The organism is Candidatus Desulfofervidus auxilii, from assembly GCA_030262725.1.
Taxonomy (GTDB): Bacteria; Desulfobacterota; Desulfofervidia; order Desulfofervidales; family Desulfofervidaceae; genus JAJSZS01.
Window position 1 is genome coordinate 1 of the sequence record JAJSZS010000007.1, and the last position, 23171, is coordinate 23171.

The window sequence follows — 23171 nt, forward strand, 5'->3', positions numbered from 1 at the left end:
TCTTTTAACCCATCTTCCCAAAATCTGCAGGAAGTAGGATAATCAGGATAAGAAAAAGAAGTTGTTAAAAATAAAAAATCTTTAGGAAGATATTGTGGTTGCCAAGGTTTATCTCCAGCACAAAAAACAAACCAGGTAAAATCTTTTAAAATTTTGAAAAAAATAGATTCATAAAAATGAGATTTTTCGTGCGTATAAAGAGCTTCAAAATGATTAAAATAAACTAAAGAACCTGAAAGTAAGGCTTCACGAAATATTATACTTAACAACTCTTCTAATTTAGTGGGAGAATCTATAACATAACTGGTATTTACTTCAAGAAGATTATAGCCTATGGCTTGAGCTAAATCTAAAGCAAAATTTTTTCTCCCAGAGCCATATGGGCCATAAATATAGAAAAAGAATTTTTTCCTTTTTTCTATACCTGTGTTTATAGCATTTAATAAATTTTTTATTTTAACTGATGATTCTCTTTTTTTGGAAACAGAAAAAAACAGCTGAGCAAATGTCTTTACTCGGTTATCTAAACTATAATATCCCAAAATAAAATTTCTAACCGATTCTTCTAATCTCAGTGGACAGGAAAGCCAAGAAGTTTCTGTAGAATTTCCTACAAATCTTAAAAGGCGGAATTTAAAAAGGGGAGAATGAGGTAAAAAATAAGGTAAAATCTTTAGTCTTTCTGTTTTATTTTTACAAAGGAGGAAAGAAATTAAAGAAATGGTAGGATATTTGCGAGTAAGATCATCTTGAAGATAGGCATATATCCTTTCATACTTCACATCAATTTCAGGAGCAAGAACAATTAAAAGAATCTGTTTTTCTAATTCAGAAAGATGAAATAACTTTCCTAAAATATCTAAACCTGGTAAACACTGCTTTGATATAAATGTCTGTTTAGCATCAGAATTAGAAGATTTTAAATGTCTTTCTACTTCTTCAGGTGTAATACAAAAGAATTTAAATTCTGTTGATTTTAAAATATTTTCTTTTTCTATCTTTTGACTGATAAGTCCATCAAGATAAGCAAATACTTCATGGAAATTTAATTCCATAATTATTTTTTTATAATGGATTTTTAGATTTTATGTCAAGAAAAAAATTTTTCAAAGGTCCGAAATTTTTTGGAGCCAGCGAGGGGATTTGAACCCCTGACCTGCTGATTACGAATCAGCTGCTCTACCACTGAGCTACGCTGGCTTTGGTAAATTTAAGCAATTTGTATAAATTCGTCAATGATTTACTTTTTCCATTTTTTATCAAGTACATAAATAAAAGCTAATACTTCAGCTACTGCTTGATACAAACGAGGGGGTATTTCTTGCATTATATCTAATTGATATAATATTTCAGTTAAAGCTGGATCAAGATAAATAGGTATATTGTGTTTTTTTGCCAATGTAATTATTTTTTCAGCTAAATTACCGGCTCCTTTAGCTATTACTTTTGGCGCTCTCTCACTTATTTTATATTTCAAAGCTACTGCTTTTTGTCTTTTTTTATTCATTATACCCTCACATCTACTAATGTAATTTGGGTTAAATTTATCCAAAGATCTTTTTGCCAATATTCTTTATTTGCTACTTCACAATGAAATCCTTTTATTTTGAAATTTAAAATTTCAAGTATTTTATAAAGTTGAAAAATATTTGTTTGGATAAATTTGGCTATCTCTTCTTTTTCTACTAAAAAATCCAAAAATAGGTCATTTTGATTCTCCAATCTAATGATCCCTTCTAGCTTTTTTAAATGCTCAAGTTCTAACCTAAAATGAAAAAAATAATGTCCTATAAAGACTTCAAAATCTTTAAATTCTTTATTCCATTGAATAGGCCAACGAAGATAAAATCCTTTTTCTTTTAAATGATGATTTATATCTCTTAACCAAGTTAAATAAGATAAAAAATTTTTAATTATTTCTTTTTTCTCCTTATCACTTTCGCTTTCTAGAAAAGTAAAAAATAATTTTTCTAATATACTCTTTTCTTTCTTTTTAGAGCTTAAGCAGATGCCTGCTAAAAGTTTCCAGAAAAAATCTTTTTTAATTTTTTCTTTATCTGCTAAAAGCAAATATAATGTTTGTTTTATATCATGTTCTTGCCAAGATAAAATTTTTTTAAAAAGGGCAGAGATAGGGTCTTTAAATTCCAAATCCTTTATTGATTTAGAAGATGAAGATTGTTTTTTTGGTAAGAGTTTAAGTAATATTTTTGGACGTAAAGCCTCTACCTTTACTTTAATAATTTCTCCAGGGATTAAGGGAATAGATGTTTCAGCTAAAATAAGCTGTTCATTAAATTTGAGGAAAAAACGAGAATCAGTTAATTTTTCTATCACCTGAGCTTTTAATATTTGGCCAATGCGTGTAAAAATTGTTTGAGCTTCTTTTTGAGAAACTAAAATTAATTCTGAAAGTCGATGAAGTGGCTCCATTTAATTTATTTTTCGGCCAGAAATAGAAGCTGTTCGAGTGAGAATGATAGTTATTTCTCCTTTGATTTCTTTTAATTTTTCTTGAATTTCTTTTATTTTTCCTCTTATTATTTCTTCATGAAGTTTTGTCACTTCTCTAGCAATTACTATGTTAGATTCTGGATAGATTTCTTCAAGAAGTTTTAATGTTTTTTTGAGTCGATGAGGTGATTCAAAAAATACAATTGTATAATGTATGTTCTTTAAGCTTTCAAATAATTTTCTTTTTTTTCCTTCTTTTTGTGGTAAAAAACCAAGAAAAAGAAATGGATGTATAGGAACACCAGCAATGCTTAAAGCTGCTACTAAAGCAGATGGTCCTGGTATAGAGACTACTTTTATTCCTTCTTTTAAAGCTAAGTCTACTAAATGTACACCCGGATCAGAGATACAAGGTGTGCCAGCATCACTTACTAAAGCAACATTTTTTCCTTCTTTTAAAAGCTTAAGTATCTTTTTTCCTTGTTTTTCTCTGTTTTGTTCCCGATAACTAATAATACGTGTTTTTATATTATAAAAATTAAGTAATTTTTTTGTATGGCGTGTATCTTCTGCAGCAATTAAATTTACTTCTTTAAGAACTTTTAAAGCCCTTAATGTTATATCTTCTAAATTTCCAATAGGAGTAGCAACAATATAAAGGATACCTGATTTAGAGAGTGAATGCATTATGAATATGTTCTATCTCTTTATTTTTAAGATTTATAGCTATAACATCGAATCTTACTTTTAAATTTTTCTCATTAAGTGTTTTTAAATAACACATTGCTACTTTTATAATTTGTTTTTGTTTATGTTTATTTACTGCTTCTTTAGCTAAACCAAATCGTTTGGTAGTCCTTGTTTTTACTTCTACAAATACAAGGGTATCTTTTTCTAAAGCAATTATGTCAATTTCACCTAATTTGTTTTTATAATTAGTAGCAATAATTTTATACCCTTTTTTCTGCAAAAATTTCTTGGCTAATATTTCCCCTTCTGTGCCTATTTTAGTCTTGCCAAACTTCCAAAATTTCATATTGTTCTAAATGAAAATTGGGCTCAGAGATAAATTCAATTTCTTTCCCTAAGGATTTTAAGATATCTTGCCAAATAATTGTCTCTTTTTCACGAATATGATTAATTAAATCTGGGTGTGCTCTTAATTTCAATCGTTTTGCTAAAGTTGTATGCTGTTCTAATTCACGTAATATTTCATAAAAAATAGTTCTTTTTGATTTTGTAAATCCTCTTCCTTTACAACATGCACAGGTTTCACCAAGGCATTTAAGCAAACTTTCTCGCGTACGTTTTCTGGTCATCTCTACTAATCCAAGTTCTGACATGTGAATAATGCGTGTTCGACTTCTATCTTTTTTTAAAGCTTCTGCTAGTGTGTCTAACACTTTTTTCCGATTGCTTTCCTTTTGCATATCAATAAAATCAATAATTATAATACCTCCTAAATCTCTTAACCTTAATTGTCTTACAATTTCATGAACAGCTTCAAGATTTGTTTTTACAATAGTTTCTTCTAAACCATTTTCACCTACAAAACTTCCAGTATTTACATCAATAGTTACCAAAGCTTCTGTTTCTTCTATTACAATATAACCACCAGATTTTAATTCTACTCTTGGTTGTAAAGCTTGATTAATAGCTGTATCTACCCCAAATTTAGTAAAAAGTGGTTCTTTTTCCTGATAAAATTCAATGGCAAATTCAAGATGAGGCAAGAATTCTCGTGCATAGGCTAATAGATTTTTATAAACTAAAGGATCATCTACTATAAGACGTTTTGTTTCCTTTACAAAAAAGTCTCTTAATGCCCTTAAGCCCAAATCTAACTCTGCATATACTAACCCTGGCAAAGATGTATGTCTTTTTTTCTCTAATATTTTTTGCCAAAGAGCAATTAGTTTTTCCATTTCATGAAGAAGTTTTTCAGCTTCAACTCCCTCACTAGCAGTGCGTACAATAAATCCCATATTTTGAGGTTTAGATGAAGAAACTATATTTCGTAAACGTTCCCTTTCTGCCTCATCTTCAATACGACGTGAAACTCCAACATAATTAAGCATAGGCAAAAGCACTAAATAATGGCCAGGAAGGGTAATACGGGTAGTGAGTCGTGCACCTTTTGTACCTATTGGTTCACGTACAATTTGAACTAAAACTTCCTGCCCTTCTTTAAGAAGATTTTCAATCCTTTCAGAAGGAGGATTTAGAGAACCAAATTCGCTTTCTAAATCCCATATATTAGGTAGTATATCGGAGACATAAAGAAACCCTGCTTTCCCAAAACCAATATCTACAAATGCTGCTTCCATCCCAGGTAATATTTTAAGTACCTGTCCTCGATAAATATTACCTACTAAACTAGGTTCAAGTTTACGTTCTAAATGAAATTCTACTACTACTCCATCTTCTAGTACTGCTAATCTTGTTTCGTAAGGACGAGCATTTAACAACAATTCTGTTATCACATTTCTACTCCTACTTTTAAGATCTGCAATCTAGGAATATCTTCTTTTTTAAGTGAAAAAATTGCACTTATAGCTTCAGTAATTTTAATGCCTCCCTGTGAAGGGAGAAGTAAAACAATTTCTACTTTTTCTCCCTGTTTAGGTATAAGACATTTTACAACTTTCTTTAAATCAACTTGTCTTACTTTTCCATTATGTAATACCTGCCAGATGAAACTCTTTTTTGCTTGGAATTCTTCTATTTTTTTTCTATCCAGGCCAAATGCTGAAAAGTCAACAAGGAATCGCTGTGCAGAAGGAGGAGATAAAGAGGCATTAAGTGGAACTTCTATGGCATGAGTGATGCGTAAACCTTCAGGAAGATGTGGATTGATTTTGCCTAAAAGACTTTTTCCATCATATTTACCATAAATTTCTATATCTAATATCTCAACTAAACTTTCCACTCCCACAGGTAAAGCAACAGCAAAACTCATTTTTGGTAAAGGATGAAATCCTTTTGAATAAACTAATTTTAATCCAGCTCGACGAAAGGCACGATGGAAGATATTTATTAATTCTAAGTGACCAAAAAAACGGGCTGTATTGAGTTTACTAAAAGTTAGTCGATATTTATGTGGTTCATTAAATTTAAATGTTTGCTCTTTTAAAATAATTTCACTTTTTTCTTTATAAATTATTGGGGCAATTTCCTTAAAATCACATACACCACATTGCTGGCAAGCTTCATAACGACAATCAGGGGTTATTTCTCCTCGCTGGCTTTTAAGTCTTTCTTGCCATAAAAATTCTGCATCTACACCTATATCAATCTTTGCCCAAGGTAAAATTTCATCTTTGCTTCTTTCTACTAAATAAAAATAAGGATTAAGTCTTGCATCTTCAAAAGCTGCTTGCCATAATTCAAATCTAAATCTATCACGCCAACTATCAAATCTAGCTCCTTTAAGCCATGCTCTAAGTATTACTTCATGTAAACGCCTATCTCCTCTAGAAAAAATACCTTCTAAAAAACTTTGTTCTGGTTCATGCCATCTTATCCGAAAACCATATTTCCAAGCCATCTTACGTAAAAATTTTATTTTTTCTCGGCTTTCTTGAAGAGAAATCTGGCGTTCCCATTGAAAAGGAGTATGAGATTTAGGGACAAAAGTAGAAATACTTACAGTGATTTGAAGTTTATGTTTGCCTAATTTTACTAATTGTCTTGCAAGTTCTGCAATAGCTTTTATATCTTCATCAGTTTCACCTGGTAAGCCAATCATAAAATAAAGTTTTAAAGAAGGCCATTTTCTAGAAAAAACTTCCTTTGCTGTTTCAAAAAGCTCTTCTTCATTAATTTTTTTATTTATTCGATTGCGCATCTCTTGTGTAGCAGCTTCTGGTGCAAACGTAAAACCTGTACGTCTCACTCTGCTAATTTGTTCCATTATCTTTGAACTAATTGTACCTACACGTAAACTTGGTAAACTTAGTGCTATTCCTTCATTACTCAATCTATCCATTAAAACAGGTAGTAAATCTTTTAAAGGTTGATAATCACCAATACTTAAAGAGAGCAAAGAGACTTCTTCATATCCTGTATTTTTAAGAGACTTTTCTACAATTTCAAACACCTTTTCAGGTGAGCGTTCTCGAACAGGTCTATAAATAAATCCAGCTTGGCAGAAACGACAACCATGAGTGCAACCACGTGTAACTTCAATAGAAAGGCGATCATGAACAGGTTTGTGATAAGGCACTATAGGGCAGGTAGGAAATGGGGCTGTATTTAAATCTTTTAATATGCGTCTTTTTACTTTATGATAACCTGTTAATAATTCTTCAATTTCTTTGATACTACCATCTAAATAATATCGAGGATAAAAGGCGAAGGGCAGATAAAAACCAGGTATTTGAGTTAAACGATTTAATAATTCTTCCTTATTTCCTCCTTCTTTTTTCCAAGAGATATAAGTTTCAATTATTTCCAAAATCGCTTCTTCACCATCACCAACAATAAATCCATCTAAAAATGGACTAATAGGTTCTGGATTCATACTAATAGGTCCACCACCAATAACTAAGGGATGATTCTCATTACGCTGGCGAGAATAAAGAGGTATTTGTCCTAAGTTTAAAATATTCAATACATTGGTAAAACAAAGTTCATGTTGAAGGCTAAATCCAATGATTTCACACTCTTTTAAAGGAATTCCTGATTCCAGTGTAGTTAGAGGTACTCGATTCCGACGTAACCACTCTTCTAAATCAATATCTGGAGCAAAAACACGCTCAGCTGCCACACGTGGATCTCTATTAAGAATATGATAAAGTATTTGTAAACCTAAATGAGACATACCGACTTCATAAAGGTCAGGAAAACAGAGAGCAAATTTTACTTCTACTTTTTCTAAATCTTTTCGTATAACATTTATTTCATTACCTAAATAACGACTTGGTCCTTTTACATAGGGAATAAAATCCTTCATAAAACACCTCTTTTTTTCAGTATATTCCAAGCATTTTTGATAGATTCTTCAAAGTCTTTTTCATCTAAACCTGCTCCTAAAGTAATCTTCTTTGCCATTTCAAAATTTAAAAAATCAGAAGGAGCATGTCCGTCTGAATTTATCACTATTTTTGCCCCTATTTTTTTTGCTAGTTTAGCTACATGACCATTAGAAAAACAATGTCCTTTTCTACCAGAAATTTCTAAACAAATATCTCTTTCTTTTGCTAATATTACTTCTTCTTCACTGATAAGACCTGGGTGAGCAAGAATATCTATGTCTGCTTCAAGGGCAGCTCGATTAGTACCAGGAGCTACTGGCTCAACTAATGTTTCGCCATGAACAACAATAATCTTTGCTCCTAATGTTCTTGCTTTTTTTGTTAATGAAGCAATAAGTTTTGGTGGAACATGAGTTAATTCAACTCCAGGAATAAGTTTTAATGAAGAATGGGCATTCCATAAAGAGGCAGCTTTTAATAAAGATTTAATAACAATTTCTAAATTTGAACTATCTACATGATCAGTGATAGCTACCGCACCATAATCCATTACTTCAAGACGTCGACATAATTCAAATGGTATAAGCTCACCATCACTGAAAATAGAATGGGTATGTAAATCAATCATTTTAAAAGCCATTTTCCACTCCAAATACTAGCCAAAAGACCGCCTAAAGAATTTGCTAAAGCATCAAAAAAACTAGGTTGCCTATTGGGAACAAAAGTTTGAGCAATTTCATTAAAGATGCCATAAAAAGTACAAACAAAAACAGTAATAAGGCCAATCTGAAAGAGAGAAAGAGAACTAAAACTACGATTGCAAGCTTTAAATACCAATATACCTAAGATAAAATAAGCAAGAAAGTGAAAAAATTTATCCTGATAAGAAAAACTGTTTTTAATTGGCAAACTGCTTTTAATAGAAAGAAAAAACAATAATAAAGCATAAATAATTGTTAATAACCATAACCAATAATTTCCCTTCATTATTACATCTTGTATTTTCCAAAATCATCAGGAGAAAGATTTTCCAAAAGTTCTGTCCACTTTTTAGCTTCTTCACTTTCCACACCTTCCTGAACCTGATAAGCCTGTCGTGATTTTTCTAATACTTTTTCATCTACAAAAATAGGTGCTTTTACACGCAAAGCAAGGGCAATAGCATCACTAGGTCTAGCATCAATTTCATATTTTCTTTCTCCAACAGTTAAGTATATGAGGGCATAATAGGTATTTTCTCGTAAATCGCATACTACAATACGTTCTACTTTAGCTCCAATAGTATCTAAAATATTTTTCAATAAATCATGAGTCATCGGACGACTAAACTTTATCTCTTCTAATTCACTGGCAATAGCAGTGGCTTCCATTACACCAATCCAAATAGGTAAGGCATCATCACCATCCATTGCTTTTAAAATAACAATAGGTGAGTTTGTTACAGGATCTACTGTCAAACCAAAAACCCGCATTTGTAATAACATATGACCTCTCCTTTAAAAATTTTTTAATCTATTATTTTAACTACTTTTCCCCTTAAAGAATGAGCTAAAGCTCTTTCTATTTTTACCTCCACTAAATGTCCTAATAATTTAGGTTCTGCCTCAACATTAACTACACGATAACATCTGGTTCTACCAGAAAGTTGTTTTGGATCCTTTTTACTATAATTATCTAAAAGCACTTCAACTACTTTACCTTCCTTTTCTTTATTTTTGGCTTCAGTAATAGGTGCCTGAATTTCAAGGACTGTTTTGAGTCTCTCTGCTTTGATTTTTTCGTCTATCTTATCTGGAAATAACACTGCTTTAGCCGGTGGTCTATCTGAATATTTAAAGGCAAAGATAGCATCAAACTCTACCTCTTTCAAGAGAGAGAGTGTATCTTTAAAATCATCTTCTGTTTCACCAGGAAAACCTACAATAATATCAGTAGTAATAGCAATATTAGGACAAATTTTACGTAATGCCTCAATTTTTTTTAAATAATCACTTCTAGTATATTTTCGCCCCATTTTCTTTAAAATTCGATCCGAACCTGCTTGTACTGGTAAATGAATTTGCTCACATAAAATATCAATTTCTTTAAATGTTTTAATAAGTTCTAAAGAAAGATCTTTAGGATGAGAGGTAATAAAACGCAATCTTTTTAATCCAGGAATCTTTGCTAAAGAATGTAATAATTCAGGAAAACTTATTTCATCTGGTCTATCTTGTCCATAAGCATTCACATTTTGCCCCAATAAAATAATTTCTTTTACTCCTTGCTCTACTAAAGTTTTTGCCTCTTGCAAAATTTTTTCACTTTTGCGGCTGATTATCCTTCCTCGTACATAAGGCACAATACAATAAGTACAGAAATTATTGCAACCCTGTATAATAGTAATATAGGCACGTCCATAACCATCTCTTGGAAATGGTATTAAATCATAAGGAGGTTCAATCTGATTAAATTCTATAAAACAAATTTGTTTTTTATTTTCTTTAATATACTCAATAAATTCTAAAATACGATAAAATTGATGTGTGCCAAAAACAAGATCTACAAAAGGCATTTTTTTTAAAATTTTTTCTCCTTCTTTTTGAGCTACACAACCTCCAACACCAATGATTAAATCAGGTTTCCTTTTTTTAAGAGACTTAAGTCTTCCAAGGAAACTATATACTTTTTCTTCTGATTTTTGTCTTACAGCACAAGTATTAACAATAATAATATCTGCTTTTTTAACATCTTTAGTTTCAATATAACCAGCTTTTTCTAAAAGAGTAGCCATATATTCACTATCATGTACATTCATCTGACAACCATATGTTTCAATAAAGAACTTCCCCTTCACTTTTTCTCCTCTTTCATCTTATCGTTTAAAGAAAAATTTGACAAGGAATTTAAAAAATTTTTCTTTTAAAAAGATAATGCCCCCGACTGGAGTCGAACCAGTGGCCTAGGGATTAGGAATCCCTCGCTCTATCCTCCTGAGCTACGGGGGCAACAATAATATTTAAACCTTTCTTTATTTACTTTGTCAAGGTTAAGTAATATTCAATGGTTTTTTTAAGACCTTCTTCTAATTCCCACTTAGGAAAATAATTTAGCTGTTTTTTTGCTTTTTCTATACTTGCTAAAGAATGACGTATATCTCCAGGACGAGGAGCGACATGAATTGGTTCAATTTTTGTTTGTAAAATATCTTTTATAATCCCTGCTAATTGATTGATGCTTGTACTTTGTCCATAAGCAATATTAAAAACTTCTCCTCCAATACCAGGTGTTTTCATTGCCAAAATATTGGCTGTTACAACATCTAATACATAAGTAAAATCCCTTGTTTGTTCACCATCACCGTATATTTCAGGAGATTTATCTTGTAAAAAAGCTGTAATAAATTTTGGAATAACAGCTGCATAAGGGGAATTTGGATCCTGACGAGGGCCAAAAACATTAAAATATCTTAAAGATACAGTTTCTAAACCATAAACATGATAAAATATAGAACAATAATATTCACCTGCTAGTTTAGAACCAGCATAAGGAGAAAGAGGTTGAGGGATAAGCGTTTCTGTTTTAGGAGAGATTGGCTGGTCACCATAAACTGAAGAGGAACTTGCATAGATAAATCGTTTTATTCCTTTTTCTTTAGCAGCCCAAAGCAAATTGAGAGTTCCTTTGATGTTAATTTCATTAGTAGTAAATGGATCTTCTATTGAACGGGGTACTGAAGGTAAGGCTGCTTGATGTAAAACATAATCTATATCTTCCATTACTTTTCTGCAAGTTTCTATTTCTCGAATATCTCCTTCAATAATTTCAATTTGTTCAGAAGGAATATCTAAGCTTTGGATAAATGCTAAATTTTCTTTTTTTCCAGTAATAAAATTATCTATTACTCTAACTTTATATCCTTTTTTTAATAATACTTCCACTAAATGCGAGCCAATAAATCCTGCACCACCTGTAACTAAAACATTAGACATCTTTTCTCCTTTTAAAGTTTAATAATTTTTTCATTATGAAATTTCTTAAAAGCATTTCTTGTATCTATTATTAATTTAGCATTTTCAGCAATATAGGCATAATCGAATGCTTTATGATTAGTGATTAATACGGTGCAATCTGCTTTAGTTACTTCTTTAAGAGGCTTTGCTTCAAGCGTAATTGTTCCTAAAACAATTTTTGGTACATATGGATCAGAATAAGAAAGTATAGCACCTTTACGATGAAGTAATGTTATAATATCTAAAGCAGGAGATTCACGAACATCATTTACATCTGCTTTATAAGCAACGCCTAAAATATGAATATGGGAATTTTTAATACTTTTACCATAATCATTAAGGGCATCAGTAATTTTATCCACAACAAAATGTGGCATCTGACTATTTATTTGTGTAGCTAATTCTATTAATCTTGCTTCAAAACCAATCATCCTTGCTTTCCAGGTAAGATAAAGTGGATCAATAGGAATGCAATGCCCCCCAATTCCTGGTCCTGGGTAAAATGGCATAAATCCAAAAGGCTTAGTTGCTGCAGCTTCTATTACTTCCCAAACATCTATTCCTAATTTATCACACATAAGTGCCATTTCATTAACAAGGGCAATATTAACACTACGGAAGGTATTTTCCAAAAGTTTGACCATTTCTGCTACTGTAGCAGAAGATACAGGTATTACTGTTTCAATTGCTTGATTATAAAGACTACAAGCAAGCTTAGTACATATTGGTGTAACACCACCAATAATTTTTGGAATATTTCTGGTGGTATATTTTTGATTTCCAGGGTCTACCCTTTCTGGAGAAAATGCTAAAAAAATATCCTTTCCTACTTTAAAATTGTTTTTTTCTAAAATAGGTTTTACCATTTCTTCTGTTGTGCCAGGATAGGTAGTGCTTTCTAAAACTATCAATTGAGGTGGATTTAGATATTTGCTTATACCTTCAACTGCTGACATAACAAAAGAAAGGTCTGGGTCCTTTGTTTTGCGTAAAGGGGTAGGAACGCAAATGATAATGGCATCACATTCTTTAACAAGTTTATAATTTGAAGTGGCTTGAATTTTTTTCTCTTTAACTAAAAGATTTAATTCTTCAGATTCTACATCTAAAATATAAGAAATTCCTTCGTTGATTTTTTTAACTTTTTCTTTATCTATTTCAATACCAAGGATATAAAAGCCATTTTTAGCAAATTCTACTGCTAATGGTAATCCAACATAACCTAGACCAATAATAGCTATTTTTGCATGTTTATTTTCAAATTTTTCTTTTAAATAAATTTCCTGATTCATCTTGCTCCTCTCCTTAACAAAACAACTTTTGAAGTTTCAAAGACAATGGCTAAATCAAAAAGAATGGACATATTCTTGATATAATACAAGTCATATTTTAACTTCTCTAAAGCATCTTCAACTGAAGCACCATAAGGATATCTAATTTGTGCCCACCCAGTAATGCCAGGTTTTACAGCATGTCTTTGAATATAATAAGGAATTATTTTTTTCAATTGTTTAACAAAATATGGTCTTTCTGGACGAGGGCCAACAAAACTCATATCTCCTTTAAGTACATTAAACATTTGAGGGATTTCATCAATTCTCAATTTACGAATAATTTTACCTACTCGTGTTACTCTTGGATCTTTTTCTTTTGCCCAAACAGGTTTGTCTTTTTCTGCTCCAATATGCATAGAACGAAATTTATAAAGTATAAATATTTTTCCTCTTTCTCCTACACGTTCTTGTTTAAAAAGCACAGGACCTGGACTGTCTAGTTTAATAGCAATAGCTGTGATTATGGAGATAGGTAGAGAAAGGAGAAGACCTAAAGAGGCAAAAATAATATCTAAACACCTTTTTATTCTTCTTTTTATCCCATTGGTTTTAAATCCATCAGAGAAAATAAAATAACTTGGATGGACTCTTTCTACCATTACCTTTCCTGTAAGATGTTCATAAAACTCTACACCATCTTGAATAGTAGTGCCTTTTAATTTAATTTCTAAGAGTTCTTTAAGAGGTAAAAATCCTCTTTTTTCCTTCATAGCTATAATAAGTCGATCATAGCAAAGATTTTCAGTTACAGAAAGAATGTCATTTATTTTCCCTAATATTTGATATTTATATGGTTTCTTTGGAAGAGAGTTTTCAGCAAGGATGCCTACAATTTTAAAAGCACTGTCTTTTCTTTTTTTTATTTCAGTTATAATTTTGTCTGTCAACTCATCAGATCCAAGGATCAATACCTTTTCGGTAAGTTTTTCCGTTTTCAATACCCAATTGTAGACAAGACGCCAACAAAGGACAAAGCTTACAATAAAAAATAAACTAAGCATGAATACTTTTTCAGCAATAATAAAGTTTGGGAAAAAGAAATAAATAGCAGCCAAAGTAAGACAAGAAATTCCTAATGCTTGCAATAATCTAATGATTAACTCTCCATATTCACTTACTTTATTAAAGTCATAAAGATCAAGATAATAAAGACTAAGAATACATATAACTGTAATTAGTGCTACTTTTGGTAATACATTTGTCCATTGAAAGACCTGAGCATCAATAAATTCAATTTTAATAATAGAGGCAATTAAAATAGAAGAAAAAATTGAAAAGGTTTCAATAAGAAAAAAAACAAGATTTCTAATAGGATAATAGAAATTGAATATTTGAAAAATCATATTTTTTTCTTTTTATCTTTTGATCGGTAATAAGAATAACCGTATTTATATTTTAATAATTTGAAATCTACTCTATTAAATACAATACCTAATATCTTTTCTCTAGGCAAGGACAATAATGCTCTTTCTAAAGAATTTTTTGGAGTTTTACCATATTGAACTACAAGGATAATCCCATCTACTTGTTTTACTAAAATATCTGGTTCAGAAGTAAGCAAGATAGGTGTAGAGTCAATAAGAATATAGCGATCTGGATATCTATTTTTAACTTCTGTGACTAAATTACGCATTAATGACGAAGAAAGAAGTTCAGCTGGACTCTTTGTACGTTTTCCAGCAGGGATAAGAGAAAGTTTTGGTATTAGTGTTTTATAAAAAATTTCTGAAATTTTAACTTTTTTTTGAAGATATTCAGAAAGTCCTTTTTTTTCTTGCATTCCTAAAAGCTTATGCAAACTTGGTTTTCTTAAATCTGCATCTATTAAAAGCACATAACTTTCTGGTAACTGAGCAAAACATACTCCTAAATTAGTTGTAACTACAGTTTTTCCTTCTAAAGGTAAAGCACTTGTTATAAGAATGACTTTTTTATCAGAAAAATTTGTTAAAATTTTCATACAAAGTTTTCTAAATTGTTCAGCAACTTCTGATTCTGGGTCCTTCCAAGCAATAACTAAGTCGTCAATTTCAGATGGCTTTTCTTCTTTAATAGGCTCTTTTGAAATAAATTTCTCAATTTTCATAATTTGAATAGAATCTTTTTTCTCTTTTTCTGCTTTTTTTAAAGCTTTATATATTTTACTCAATTTAACTCCTTTTTATTAAACGTTTTTGCTTTTTCTTTATTTCAGGAATGTTAGCAATAACAGTTAAACCAGTAGCTTTTTCTAAATCTTCAACTTTATAAAAAGATTGATTAAGATATTCTACAAGAACAACTAAACCAATACCAGCAGCTAATCCAAGGAAAAGACCCATTAAAAGAAGCTTTGGCCGGTTTGGTCTAATAGGTTTTTCTGGAACTTTGGCTGGATCAAGTATTCTAAATGTTTGTCCTTTTTGTTTCCTTTCCATATTAGCTGCTAATTCAGCCTGAAGTTTTTTATCTAGTAAAGATTGATATTCTTTTTGTGTTACTTCATACCCACGAGAAAGTTCTTTAAGCTGTTGTTCTACTTTTGGTGTAATTTCCACTCTTTCTTCATATTTTTTTATTTCGGCTTTTAATCTTTTTTGTTCGGCTTTAAGCTGAGCAATTTCTGTATCTAATTGAGCTAATTGAGCCTCAATTTGAGCTTTCCAGGGAGAAGTACTTTCTGAAAATGTTTCAGTTTCATCTTCCTGTTCTTTCTTTCTTTCTTCTTTTTCAAAACGAGCAATAAGTTTCTTTAACCTTATTATCTCTGGATGCTTATCTGTATATCTAAGTTTAAGTTGAGCAAGTTGTTTTTTTAACTCAGTAAGTGTCGGATTTTCATATGAAGTATCTATAGATTCTTCAGTATCATCAATGGTAATAAATGAGCCCATATTTTCCATTTGAGAAAGTTGTTGAAGTAATGATCTTTTTGTCTCTTCTGCTACTTTTAAAGATTGTGTAACATTTTGGAGTTGTAATTGTAATCTATCAAGTGTTCGTAAATTAGCCTCCAGTTGTTCTGGTAATACTCCAAGATGTTTTGCTCTAAATTCTGAAATCTTTTTTTCTTGTTCTTTTAAAAGCTTACGTACCCTTTCTAATTCTTTTTCTAAAAATAAAAGAGTTCCTTCTGCCATTTCCTCTCTCACTTTTAAATTTTCTTCTATAAAAATAGAAGCCAAACGATTAGTTACTTTCATAGCTATTATAGGGTCTTTATCTTCGAAGGAAACACTAAAAGCACGTCCTTTTCTTACCTGAACCTTAATACATTTTCTCATTCTTTCAATAATATTTTCCATAGGAAATTTATTTCTCATTTCAGAATAGAGATTAAATTCTTTAATGACCTTTTCTAAATAAGCTCTACTCATAATCTGTTCTGTAATAGTACGTAATTGTGTTTGTATACTTTCTGTTACTGTTGGTCTAACATAAGAAGTTGGTACTTTTTGAGATTCAACAAGAATTAATGTTGTAGCTTGATATATATTAGGTGCAGTTTTTACATAAAATATAGTAGCAGCCATAATAAGAACAAATGGAATAATGAAATACCATTTTCGTCTTAAACCAATTTCTATATAATCACGAAGATTAATAGCTTCATTTGTCATTTTAATCCCCCTAATAAATTAATCTGATTGAAAGTATAACTCGATTTATATCATAATTTCCATAAAATCCAGTAGTATCAAGGTCTTCATGTTGATAATTGATTTGTCCATGAAACCATCTTCTGGGTGTCCAATTAAGACTAACATGAGTAGACCAATATTTATCTTTTATTGAAAAATATTGATACTTGCTTTCACGATAAGAACCACCCATATTTCCTGACCAATGAGGTGTAAATGTATGTTTAAAATCTAATGATACTTGCCAATAAGTACTAAAGCCAAGGTTTAAAACAGTAAAAAATACTTCATTATAACTTCTTTCTGCTCTAAGATTTAATTGAGAACGTTCATAAATATAAGTTAGTAGAATATTTCCAGAAAACCCTTTACTATCTTCTCCTAATTCAGGATGATAGAAAAAATATCCTCCTTGTAATGCAGTTAAAAATCTTGGGGTTAATTTTTTTTCTATACCTAACCCAATTTGATAAATTTCATAATCCGGTGCCAAACTATATTCGCGCAAACTATAACCACCTGTTAAAGTAATAGTTGTATAAGGATTTAAGAGCCAATTATAACCTATATTTATAAGATGGCCATTTAAAATTCCCCATTGTTGGTATAAATCACCATATGTGTAAATATATCCTAAATTTAAAATTCCTTTTTCAGTTAATCCATAATTAAAATTAAGATTTACAGAGTGTTCTTCGCTATTTTGATAACCACCTGAAAAATGCAAAATATTATATTGATAACTTAATCCAAAACTATTTCTTTCTGCAAATTGCCAGTTTATGCTAGGGTTTAAACGATTTTGCCAATAGGAAATCCTTGCTCTTCTAATCCCATAAATGTCTATTTCTGAAAGACTACGAGACTTTATATAGTTTTCTGTTAATTTAAAGGTTAAATTTTCAGTAGCTTGATAACTTGCTTCTCCATTAAAATTATGAGTAACTGTATTTTCAATACTATTTTCTACAAAGAACTCAAAATTTGCTTGATAACTTAATGTTAATTCTTTATGATATTTAGGCATATGTAATACAATTCCTGGTGTGATTCTATTAATTATGTCATCTTCTTTTATTTCTCCACCATAAATATTATCATTGTATTCTGTAGAAAGACCTATACTTAAAGTTAATTCTTTCGCATATACGTAGAAATTGGGTAAGAAAAAAAAGAGAATAATAAAACTAAGGAACAATAATTCTATCTCCAGGTTGTAATTTAATATCCATTGCCCCTTTTCCTTTGATAATCTTTTCAATGTTGACCACAATTCTTTCATCTCCCTTTCCTGTTTTTCGCAAGATTATCACTCTACTCTTTTTTGCCCATTCTGCAAATCCACCTGCCATGGCTATGGCTTGTAAAAGGGTAATTTCACTTCGCAATGGATAAGCACCAGGTTGGTTTACTCGGCCAAGAACATAAAACTTTGCTCCATTAATTTGTTGTATAATAACAGTAACAACTGGATTTTCTAAATATTGAGAAAATGCCTTTTCTAAGTCTTTTGCTAAAGTTGCTGGTGTTTTTCCTTGTGCTTGAATATCACCTATAAGAGGTAAAGAAATTTTTCCGTCAGGTCGTACTAATACTACCCTTGAAATATCTGGCTCTTTCCAAACATTAACTTCAATAACATCTTCAGGTGCAATTAAATACTTTTCAGCAAAAACCAAACTACAATAAAATACTATAAAAAAAATAAAAAATAATTTTTTCATTTTAATCCTCTATTTTTTCAGTTAAATGTGGGAAACAAATAATATTTCCTCCCCTTTTTTGAGCCATTTTAAGCATTTTTTCTGCCATAAGCATTAATTCATTTTTTTCTACACTATTTGTTGGAAAACAAGCTCCACCAATGCTTACAGGAAGTTTTTTATCTGGTTCTTTAAGAAATTCATAATTATTCACATGTTCCAATACTCTTTTAGCCATTATCCAAGCACCATCTAAATCAGCACCTATCAAAATAATGCCAAATTTATAACCATTTAATCTTCCAATAATGTCAGTTTCTCTTATGTTTCTTTTGAGTACTTTTACAAGTTCTCCAATGCTTTCTATATGTGATACCTTTCTATCTGGTTGAAGCATAACCAAAGTAGCAAATGCTTGATACCGAAAACTCCTTTTGATTTCATATTCTAAGAAAAAATCAAATACTGGAGTGCAAAATACCCCTGTTTCCTTATCAAAAAGATCAATTTTGTTAATAATCATTTTATCTTCAACTCCCTTATTTTATAAAGCAAAGCCTTATAACTAATGTTTAAGATTTTAGCTGCTTCTTTCTTATTCCATTTTACTTTTTCTAAAACTTCTTTAATAGCTTTTCTTTCAGCTTCCATAACTGCCATTTTAGCAATTCTTTTTAAATCATAAGTTTCAACAGGTTTAGGAGTACTTTCCAATTTAGATTCCAATTCTCGTATTACTGCTTTTTCTCCTAATATAACCAATCGTTTCATAGCATTTTCTAATTCCCTTACATTACCAGGCCAAGGGTATGTGGTTAAAAGATCTATACAATGAGATGAAAGCTTCACAATAGGTTTATTGTATTCAGCTGCAAATTTCTTTTGAAAGAACTTGATAAGATATGGGATTTCTTCTTTTCTTTCTCGAAGAGGAGGCACTTCTAATTTAACAACATTTATACGAAAATATAAATCTTCCCTAAATTTTCCTTCTTGAACCATATCTTCAAGACAACGATTAGTAGCCGAAATTACTCGAATATCCACTTTTATATCTCGATAACTACCCAATCTTGAAAATTCTCCTTCCTGCAATAATCTTAATAATTTTCCTTGAATAACAAGAGGGACATCACCAATTTCATCTAAAAATAAACTTCCTTTATTAGCAAATTCTACCCGTCCTGGTTTACTATGATACGCACCAGTGAACGCTCCTTTTTCATAGCCAAAAAGCTCGCTTTCTAAAAGTTCTGCTGGAATATTTACACAATTCACTTTAATAAAAGGTTTATCTGCACGTATAGAACGTTTATGAATAGCTCTAGCAACCAAATCTTTACCTGTTCCACTTTCTCCTGTAATCAATACAGGAATATTTGTGGGAGCAACTTCTTCAACAATTTTTCTCAATTCTTGCATTGCTCTACTTTGCCCAAATAAGTGCTCAAAAGTGATACCTTCAACTATTTCAAGCATACGCAAAATCTATACCAATTTTTTATTTTCAGGAAGTATAGGCAAATCCAAGAAAACTGTCAAGGTAAAAGGTGAAATTTTTGAGAAAAATTCCCCTTTTTTTCCCAAAATAGGAAAAATTTTTCTTATTTTTATCATTGTTTTAATTTTAAATTTTTCAACATTTCATTAGCTTTTTCACGATAAGGAGAATTTGTTTTTAAAAGTTTTTCTAATTCTTTTTTAGCCATTTCTTTTTCACCTTGTTTTAAGTATGCCATAGCTAAATGATAACGGATGACTGCAGCTTCAGGTATTTGTTTTAAAGCATCTTGAAATAAACCAATAGCTTTTAAATAAAGACCTTTTTTATAATAAATCCAACCTAAGGTATCAGTTATAGCTGGATTATCCGGCATTTTTTCTTTTGCTCTTTCTGCCAAAATCAAAGCTTCATCTAAGTTACCTCCATATTCAGCATAATTCCAAGCAAGATTATTAGCTGCAGGTGCAAAATCTGGATCTATTTTCAATGCTTGTTTATAATAATAATTAGCTTTTTCTATTTTTCCTAAAGAATTGTAAATTGCTCCCAAAATCATGTATGCCTGTATAAAGTTTGGTCTTAATTCAATAATTTTTTTATATTCTTTTATTGCTTCTTCTGGTTTTTTTTCAGATAAATATACATTTGCTAAAAGCACATATGGCTCAATTAATTTTGAATTTTCTTCAATAGCTTTTGTAAGATAAGTTTTTGCTGTTTTATAATCTTTTATATTTACATGAATCCTGCCCAGTTGGTAATAAATAAATCCTTTATCTTTAACTTGTTCTAAATATTTCTTACAAAGAGCAATAGCTTGTTTTGATTTTTTTTCAATCAAATAAATGCTTACTAAATTAGCCAATGATGCCTTTGAGTTAGGATTTAAATTTAATGCTTTCTCAAAATGTCTTATTGCCTTTTCAAACTCTCTTTTTGCCATATACACTCCACCGAGTCTTGAATAAACTAAAAAATTTTTTGGCATTAATTTCATAGCTCTTTCATAATTATTAATAGCTTTATCTAGCTTATTTTGCATTAAATAAATATCGCCAATGGCTATATAAGCATTAAAATTATTAGGGTTTATTTTTAAAACAGTCTTTAATTCTTCAATAGCTAAATCAAAATTTCTTTCACGAGTATAAATACTAGCCAAAAGACTATGTGCTCTTTCATGATGAGGATTAAGTTTTATAGTTTGAAATAACTTTCCTTTAGCCATATTTTCATTACCTTTTGCCAAATAAGCAATAGCAAGGAAATAATGTGCCATTGCATATCTTGGTCTATTTTTTATTACTTTATTTAATTTGGCTATGGCTTCATCCCATTTTCTTTCTATCATTTCTATTCTAGCTTGCAAAAAAATGGCATCTATATTTTTTGGATTAGTTTTTAGTATTTTTGTTAAAATTTCTTTTGCTTTTTTTGGTTGATTTAAATCTAAATATAAACTAGCTAATTTTATACTGGCTATTTGTCCCTTCTTTTCAAGAGTTTCTGCTTTTTTGTATGCTTCTATTGCCTTTTGTGTTTCTTTTAAAATAAGATAAAAATCCCCTAAAATAATAAAACTTTTTGCATTTGGACTTAAACGTGTAAGTTCTAGAAGTAATTTTTCTGATTTATCTTTTTGACCACGGCGATAATAAAATTCAGCTAAAAATAGTCTTGCTTGCAAATTTTTAGGTTTTAGAGAGATTGCTTTTTGTAAAATAATTTCTGTTTCTTTAAAACGTTTTTCACGAAAATAAAGTCGAGCAAGAGCAAGATGAAAACTGATAGCTTCAGGTATAGCTTTCATTCCTCTTTTTAAAATTTCTTCTGCATTTTTAAAATCTCTTTTTGAAACATAATAATTAGCTAGTAAAAGATAGCCCATTTCATATTTTGGATCTATTTGAAAAATTTTTTCAAATATTTCTTTACCCTCTTTCTCTTTTCCTTCTTTTAACAGTCCTTTTCCTTTTACAAATAAGGCATCTTTATTTTCTGGTTCTGCTTTTAATACAGGTTCAATGAGTTCCATTGCCTCTTTTGCTCTACCAGTGACAAGATAAATGTTAGCTAAATTTATTCGCGCTTTAAAAAGTTTTGGATCAGAATCAATAGCCTTTTTTAATTCAGATATTGCTTGTAAAATATTACCTGTTTTTTGATAAATTTCTGCTAATTCAAAATGGGCTAATGCTGATTTTGGTTTAATCTTAATAGCATTCTTATATTCAATAATAGCTGCTTGAAAATTACCTTTTTCTTTGTATGCTCTGGCTCTTTCTAAATGATTTGAAAATTTTTTTTCTGGATTACTACAACTAATTCCTAAAAAAAGACAAAACAATAAAAACTTAACTATTAATTTTTTCATTTAATACTCTTTATTAATTTCTTATTTTGAATGTAGCAGAAGTTTTATATTGTGTCAAACACCACTTGATTTCAGTTTAAATTTGGTCTTGAATTAAATTATGATAAAAATTAAATTTTTTCCTGAAGGTAAAGAATTAACGTTGGAAAAATCAATTACTGTAAAAACACTTTTAAAAAGGCTAAATCTTTTACCAGGTACAGTTTTAATTATTAAAGATAAACAACTATTAACCTCTGATATGGTAATTAAGGATGGGGAAGAGATAGAGATTCGTTCTGTACTTTCTAGAGGATAATCATGAAATGCCGCCGTTGTGGAAAACAAGCTGAAGTTGAATTAAGAAGCCATCATGCGGCTTTTTGTCGTGATTGTTTTTTTATTTTTTTTAGAAGGCAAGTAGAAAGAGCTATAAAAAGATGGCGCATGTTTAAACCACAAGATAGAATTTTAGTAGCTATATCTGGTGGAAAAGACAGTCTTAGTCTTTGGGATATTTTGTTAAATATGGGTTATAAAGCAACTGGTCTTTATATTGATTTAAAAATAGATGGTTTTTCTGAAAAGGCAAAAGAAAAAGTGGAAAAATTTGCTCAAGAAAGGAAAAGCGATTTAATAATTGTTGATTTAGAAAAAGAAGGTATCCCTATACCAAAAATTATTCATTATAGTGGCAAAGAGCCATGTTCAATATGTGGTCAGATAAAACGATATTACTTTAACCGTATGGCATATGAAAAAAATTTTCATGTTTTGGCTACAGGTCATAATCTAGATGATGAAACTACAAGGCTTTTAGCAAATATTTTACGCTGGCAGATGACTTATCTCATTGATCAAGCACCAGTATTACCACCTATTTATCGTTTTGTTAAAAAAGTAAAACCACTTTATCGTTTAGGAGAATATGAAATAGCTGCTTATGCTTTTTTAAAAAATATTGATTATTTTGCCTATCGCTGCCCATTTAGTAAAGGAGCTACTTTTTTAAAATATAAAGAATACATAGCATATATAGAATATAAATTTCCTGGCACAAAATTAGATTTTTATGAAGGTTTTTTAAAAAAATTAAGACCTCTATTACAACCACTTCAGCGTCAATCAGCTAATACTTTTCATATTTGTCCTGAATGTGGTTATCCTACTTTAGCTCCTCAGTGCAGTATATGCCGACTTAAAGCAGAAATGAAAAAGTAGCTTGTTTTTTTACA

Annotated in this window: 23 protein-coding genes and 2 tRNA genes; 2 read left to right on the forward strand and 23 right to left on the reverse strand. The window is 30.3% G+C overall.

The features are described 5' to 3' along the window. The 23 genes from LWW95_05135 to LWW95_05245 form a co-directional block, all read right to left on the reverse strand. On the reverse strand, positions 1 to 1055 hold a 1055-nt coding region (locus LWW95_05135), incomplete at its 3' end, for a hypothetical protein (GenBank protein ID MDL1956417.1). 70 nt (positions 1056 to 1125) lie between these two features. Beyond that, positions 1126 to 1200: transfer RNA gene (locus tag LWW95_05140), tRNA-Thr, on the reverse strand. Between the two features lie 40 nt (positions 1201 to 1240). Further along, positions 1241 to 1507 (reverse strand): EscU/YscU/HrcU family type III secretion system export apparatus switch protein, encoded by a 267-nt coding sequence (locus LWW95_05145; GenBank protein MDL1956418.1) that lies wholly within the window; start codon positions 1505 to 1507, stop codon positions 1241 to 1243. Further along, entirely contained in the window at positions 1507 to 2433 is a 927-nt protein-coding gene (locus LWW95_05150) for a flagellar hook-length control protein FliK (GenBank protein MDL1956419.1), read from the reverse strand. The genes LWW95_05145 and LWW95_05150 overlap by 1 nt, the downstream gene beginning before the upstream one ends. Next, the gene (rsmI, locus tag LWW95_05155) at positions 2434 to 3141 is read right to left on the reverse strand and encodes a 16S rRNA (cytidine(1402)-2'-O)-methyltransferase (protein MDL1956420.1); all 708 of its coding nucleotides are present in this window, start codon (positions 3139 to 3141) and stop codon (positions 2434 to 2436) included. Beyond that, positions 3125 to 3490, reverse strand: coding sequence for a YraN family protein (locus LWW95_05160; protein MDL1956421.1), 366 nt, complete (start codon positions 3488 to 3490; stop codon positions 3125 to 3127). Before LWW95_05160 ends, rsmI begins: the two co-directional genes overlap by 17 nt. Next, positions 3462 to 4937 carry an Rne/Rng family ribonuclease gene (locus LWW95_05165; protein MDL1956422.1) on the reverse strand — a complete coding sequence of 492 codons (1476 nt, stop codon included), beginning with the start codon at positions 4935 to 4937 and terminating at the stop codon, positions 3462 to 3464. Before LWW95_05165 ends, LWW95_05160 begins: the two co-directional genes overlap by 29 nt. Continuing rightward, a complete protein-coding gene (locus LWW95_05170; protein ID MDL1956423.1) occupies positions 4934 to 7408 on the reverse strand; it encodes a TIGR03960 family B12-binding radical SAM protein in 2475 nt (824 codons plus the stop codon). Before LWW95_05170 ends, LWW95_05165 begins: the two co-directional genes overlap by 4 nt. Next, entirely contained in the window at positions 7405 to 8058 is a 654-nt protein-coding gene (locus LWW95_05175) for a histidinol phosphate phosphatase domain-containing protein (GenBank protein ID MDL1956424.1), read from the reverse strand. The genes LWW95_05170 and LWW95_05175 overlap by 4 nt, the downstream gene beginning before the upstream one ends. Further along, positions 8055 to 8417: a VanZ family protein gene (locus LWW95_05180; GenBank protein MDL1956425.1), complete on the reverse strand. Its 363-nt coding sequence runs from the start codon at positions 8415 to 8417 to the stop codon at positions 8055 to 8057. Before LWW95_05180 ends, LWW95_05175 begins: the two co-directional genes overlap by 4 nt. Positions 8418 to 8419: 2 nt before the next feature. Further along, positions 8420 to 8914: a bifunctional nuclease family protein gene (locus LWW95_05185; GenBank protein MDL1956426.1), complete on the reverse strand. Its 495-nt coding sequence runs from the start codon at positions 8912 to 8914 to the stop codon at positions 8420 to 8422. Between the two features lie 23 nt (positions 8915 to 8937). Further along, on the reverse strand, positions 8938 to 10266 hold the full coding sequence (miaB, locus tag LWW95_05190) for a tRNA (N6-isopentenyl adenosine(37)-C2)-methylthiotransferase MiaB (GenBank protein ID MDL1956427.1): 1329 nt from the start codon (positions 10264 to 10266) through the stop codon (positions 8938 to 8940). 77 nt (positions 10267 to 10343) lie between these two features. Beyond that, positions 10344 to 10417, reverse strand: a tRNA-Arg gene (locus LWW95_05195). 27 nt (positions 10418 to 10444) lie between these two features. Continuing rightward, positions 10445 to 11401, reverse strand: coding sequence for an SDR family oxidoreductase (locus tag LWW95_05200; protein ID MDL1956428.1), 957 nt, complete (start codon positions 11399 to 11401; stop codon positions 10445 to 10447). 11 nt (positions 11402 to 11412) lie between these two features. Continuing rightward, positions 11413 to 12714 carry a nucleotide sugar dehydrogenase gene (locus LWW95_05205; protein ID MDL1956429.1) on the reverse strand — a complete coding sequence of 434 codons (1302 nt, stop codon included), beginning with the start codon at positions 12712 to 12714 and terminating at the stop codon, positions 11413 to 11415. After that, positions 12711 to 14099 (reverse strand): TIGR03013 family PEP-CTERM/XrtA system glycosyltransferase, encoded by a 1389-nt coding sequence (locus LWW95_05210; GenBank protein ID MDL1956430.1) that lies wholly within the window; start codon positions 14097 to 14099, stop codon positions 12711 to 12713. The genes LWW95_05205 and LWW95_05210 overlap by 4 nt, the downstream gene beginning before the upstream one ends. After that, positions 14096 to 14905, reverse strand: coding sequence for a polysaccharide biosynthesis tyrosine autokinase (locus LWW95_05215; protein MDL1956431.1), 810 nt, complete (start codon positions 14903 to 14905; stop codon positions 14096 to 14098). The genes LWW95_05210 and LWW95_05215 overlap by 4 nt, the downstream gene beginning before the upstream one ends. Before the next feature lies 1 nt (position 14906). Beyond that, positions 14907 to 16355, reverse strand: a complete 1449-nt coding sequence (locus LWW95_05220; protein MDL1956432.1) for a Wzz/FepE/Etk N-terminal domain-containing protein — start codon at positions 16353 to 16355, stop codon at positions 14907 to 14909. Between the two features lie 10 nt (positions 16356 to 16365). Then, positions 16366 to 17574: an outer membrane beta-barrel protein gene (locus LWW95_05225; GenBank protein MDL1956433.1), complete on the reverse strand. Its 1209-nt coding sequence runs from the start codon at positions 17572 to 17574 to the stop codon at positions 16366 to 16368. Next, a complete protein-coding gene (locus LWW95_05230; protein ID MDL1956434.1) occupies positions 17564 to 18100 on the reverse strand; it encodes a polysaccharide biosynthesis/export family protein in 537 nt (178 codons plus the stop codon). The genes LWW95_05225 and LWW95_05230 overlap by 11 nt, the downstream gene beginning before the upstream one ends. 1 nt (position 18101) lies before the next feature. Beyond that, a complete protein-coding gene (locus tag LWW95_05235) occupies positions 18102 to 18602 on the reverse strand; it encodes a GGDEF domain-containing protein (protein ID MDL1956435.1) in 501 nt (166 codons plus the stop codon). Further along, complete coding sequence (locus tag LWW95_05240; GenBank protein MDL1956436.1) at positions 18599 to 19558, reverse strand: sigma-54 dependent transcriptional regulator; 960 nt, start codon at positions 19556 to 19558, stop codon at positions 18599 to 18601. The genes LWW95_05235 and LWW95_05240 overlap by 4 nt, the downstream gene beginning before the upstream one ends. 134 nt (positions 19559 to 19692) lie before the next feature. Beyond that, complete coding sequence (locus LWW95_05245) at positions 19693 to 21957, reverse strand: tetratricopeptide repeat protein (GenBank protein ID MDL1956437.1); 2265 nt, start codon at positions 21955 to 21957, stop codon at positions 19693 to 19695. A 100-nt stretch (positions 21958 to 22057) separates the two neighbouring features. On the opposite strand from LWW95_05245, the gene LWW95_05250 reads away from it, so the two are divergent. Further along, the gene (locus LWW95_05250; GenBank protein MDL1956438.1) at positions 22058 to 22255 is read left to right on the forward strand and encodes a hypothetical protein; all 198 of its coding nucleotides are present in this window, start codon (positions 22058 to 22060) and stop codon (positions 22253 to 22255) included. A gap of 2 nt (positions 22256 to 22257) precedes the next feature. Further along, positions 22258 to 23157 (forward strand): adenine nucleotide alpha hydrolase family protein, encoded by a 900-nt coding sequence (locus LWW95_05255; protein MDL1956439.1) that lies wholly within the window; start codon positions 22258 to 22260, stop codon positions 23155 to 23157. Positions 23158 to 23171 lie beyond the last annotated feature (14 nt).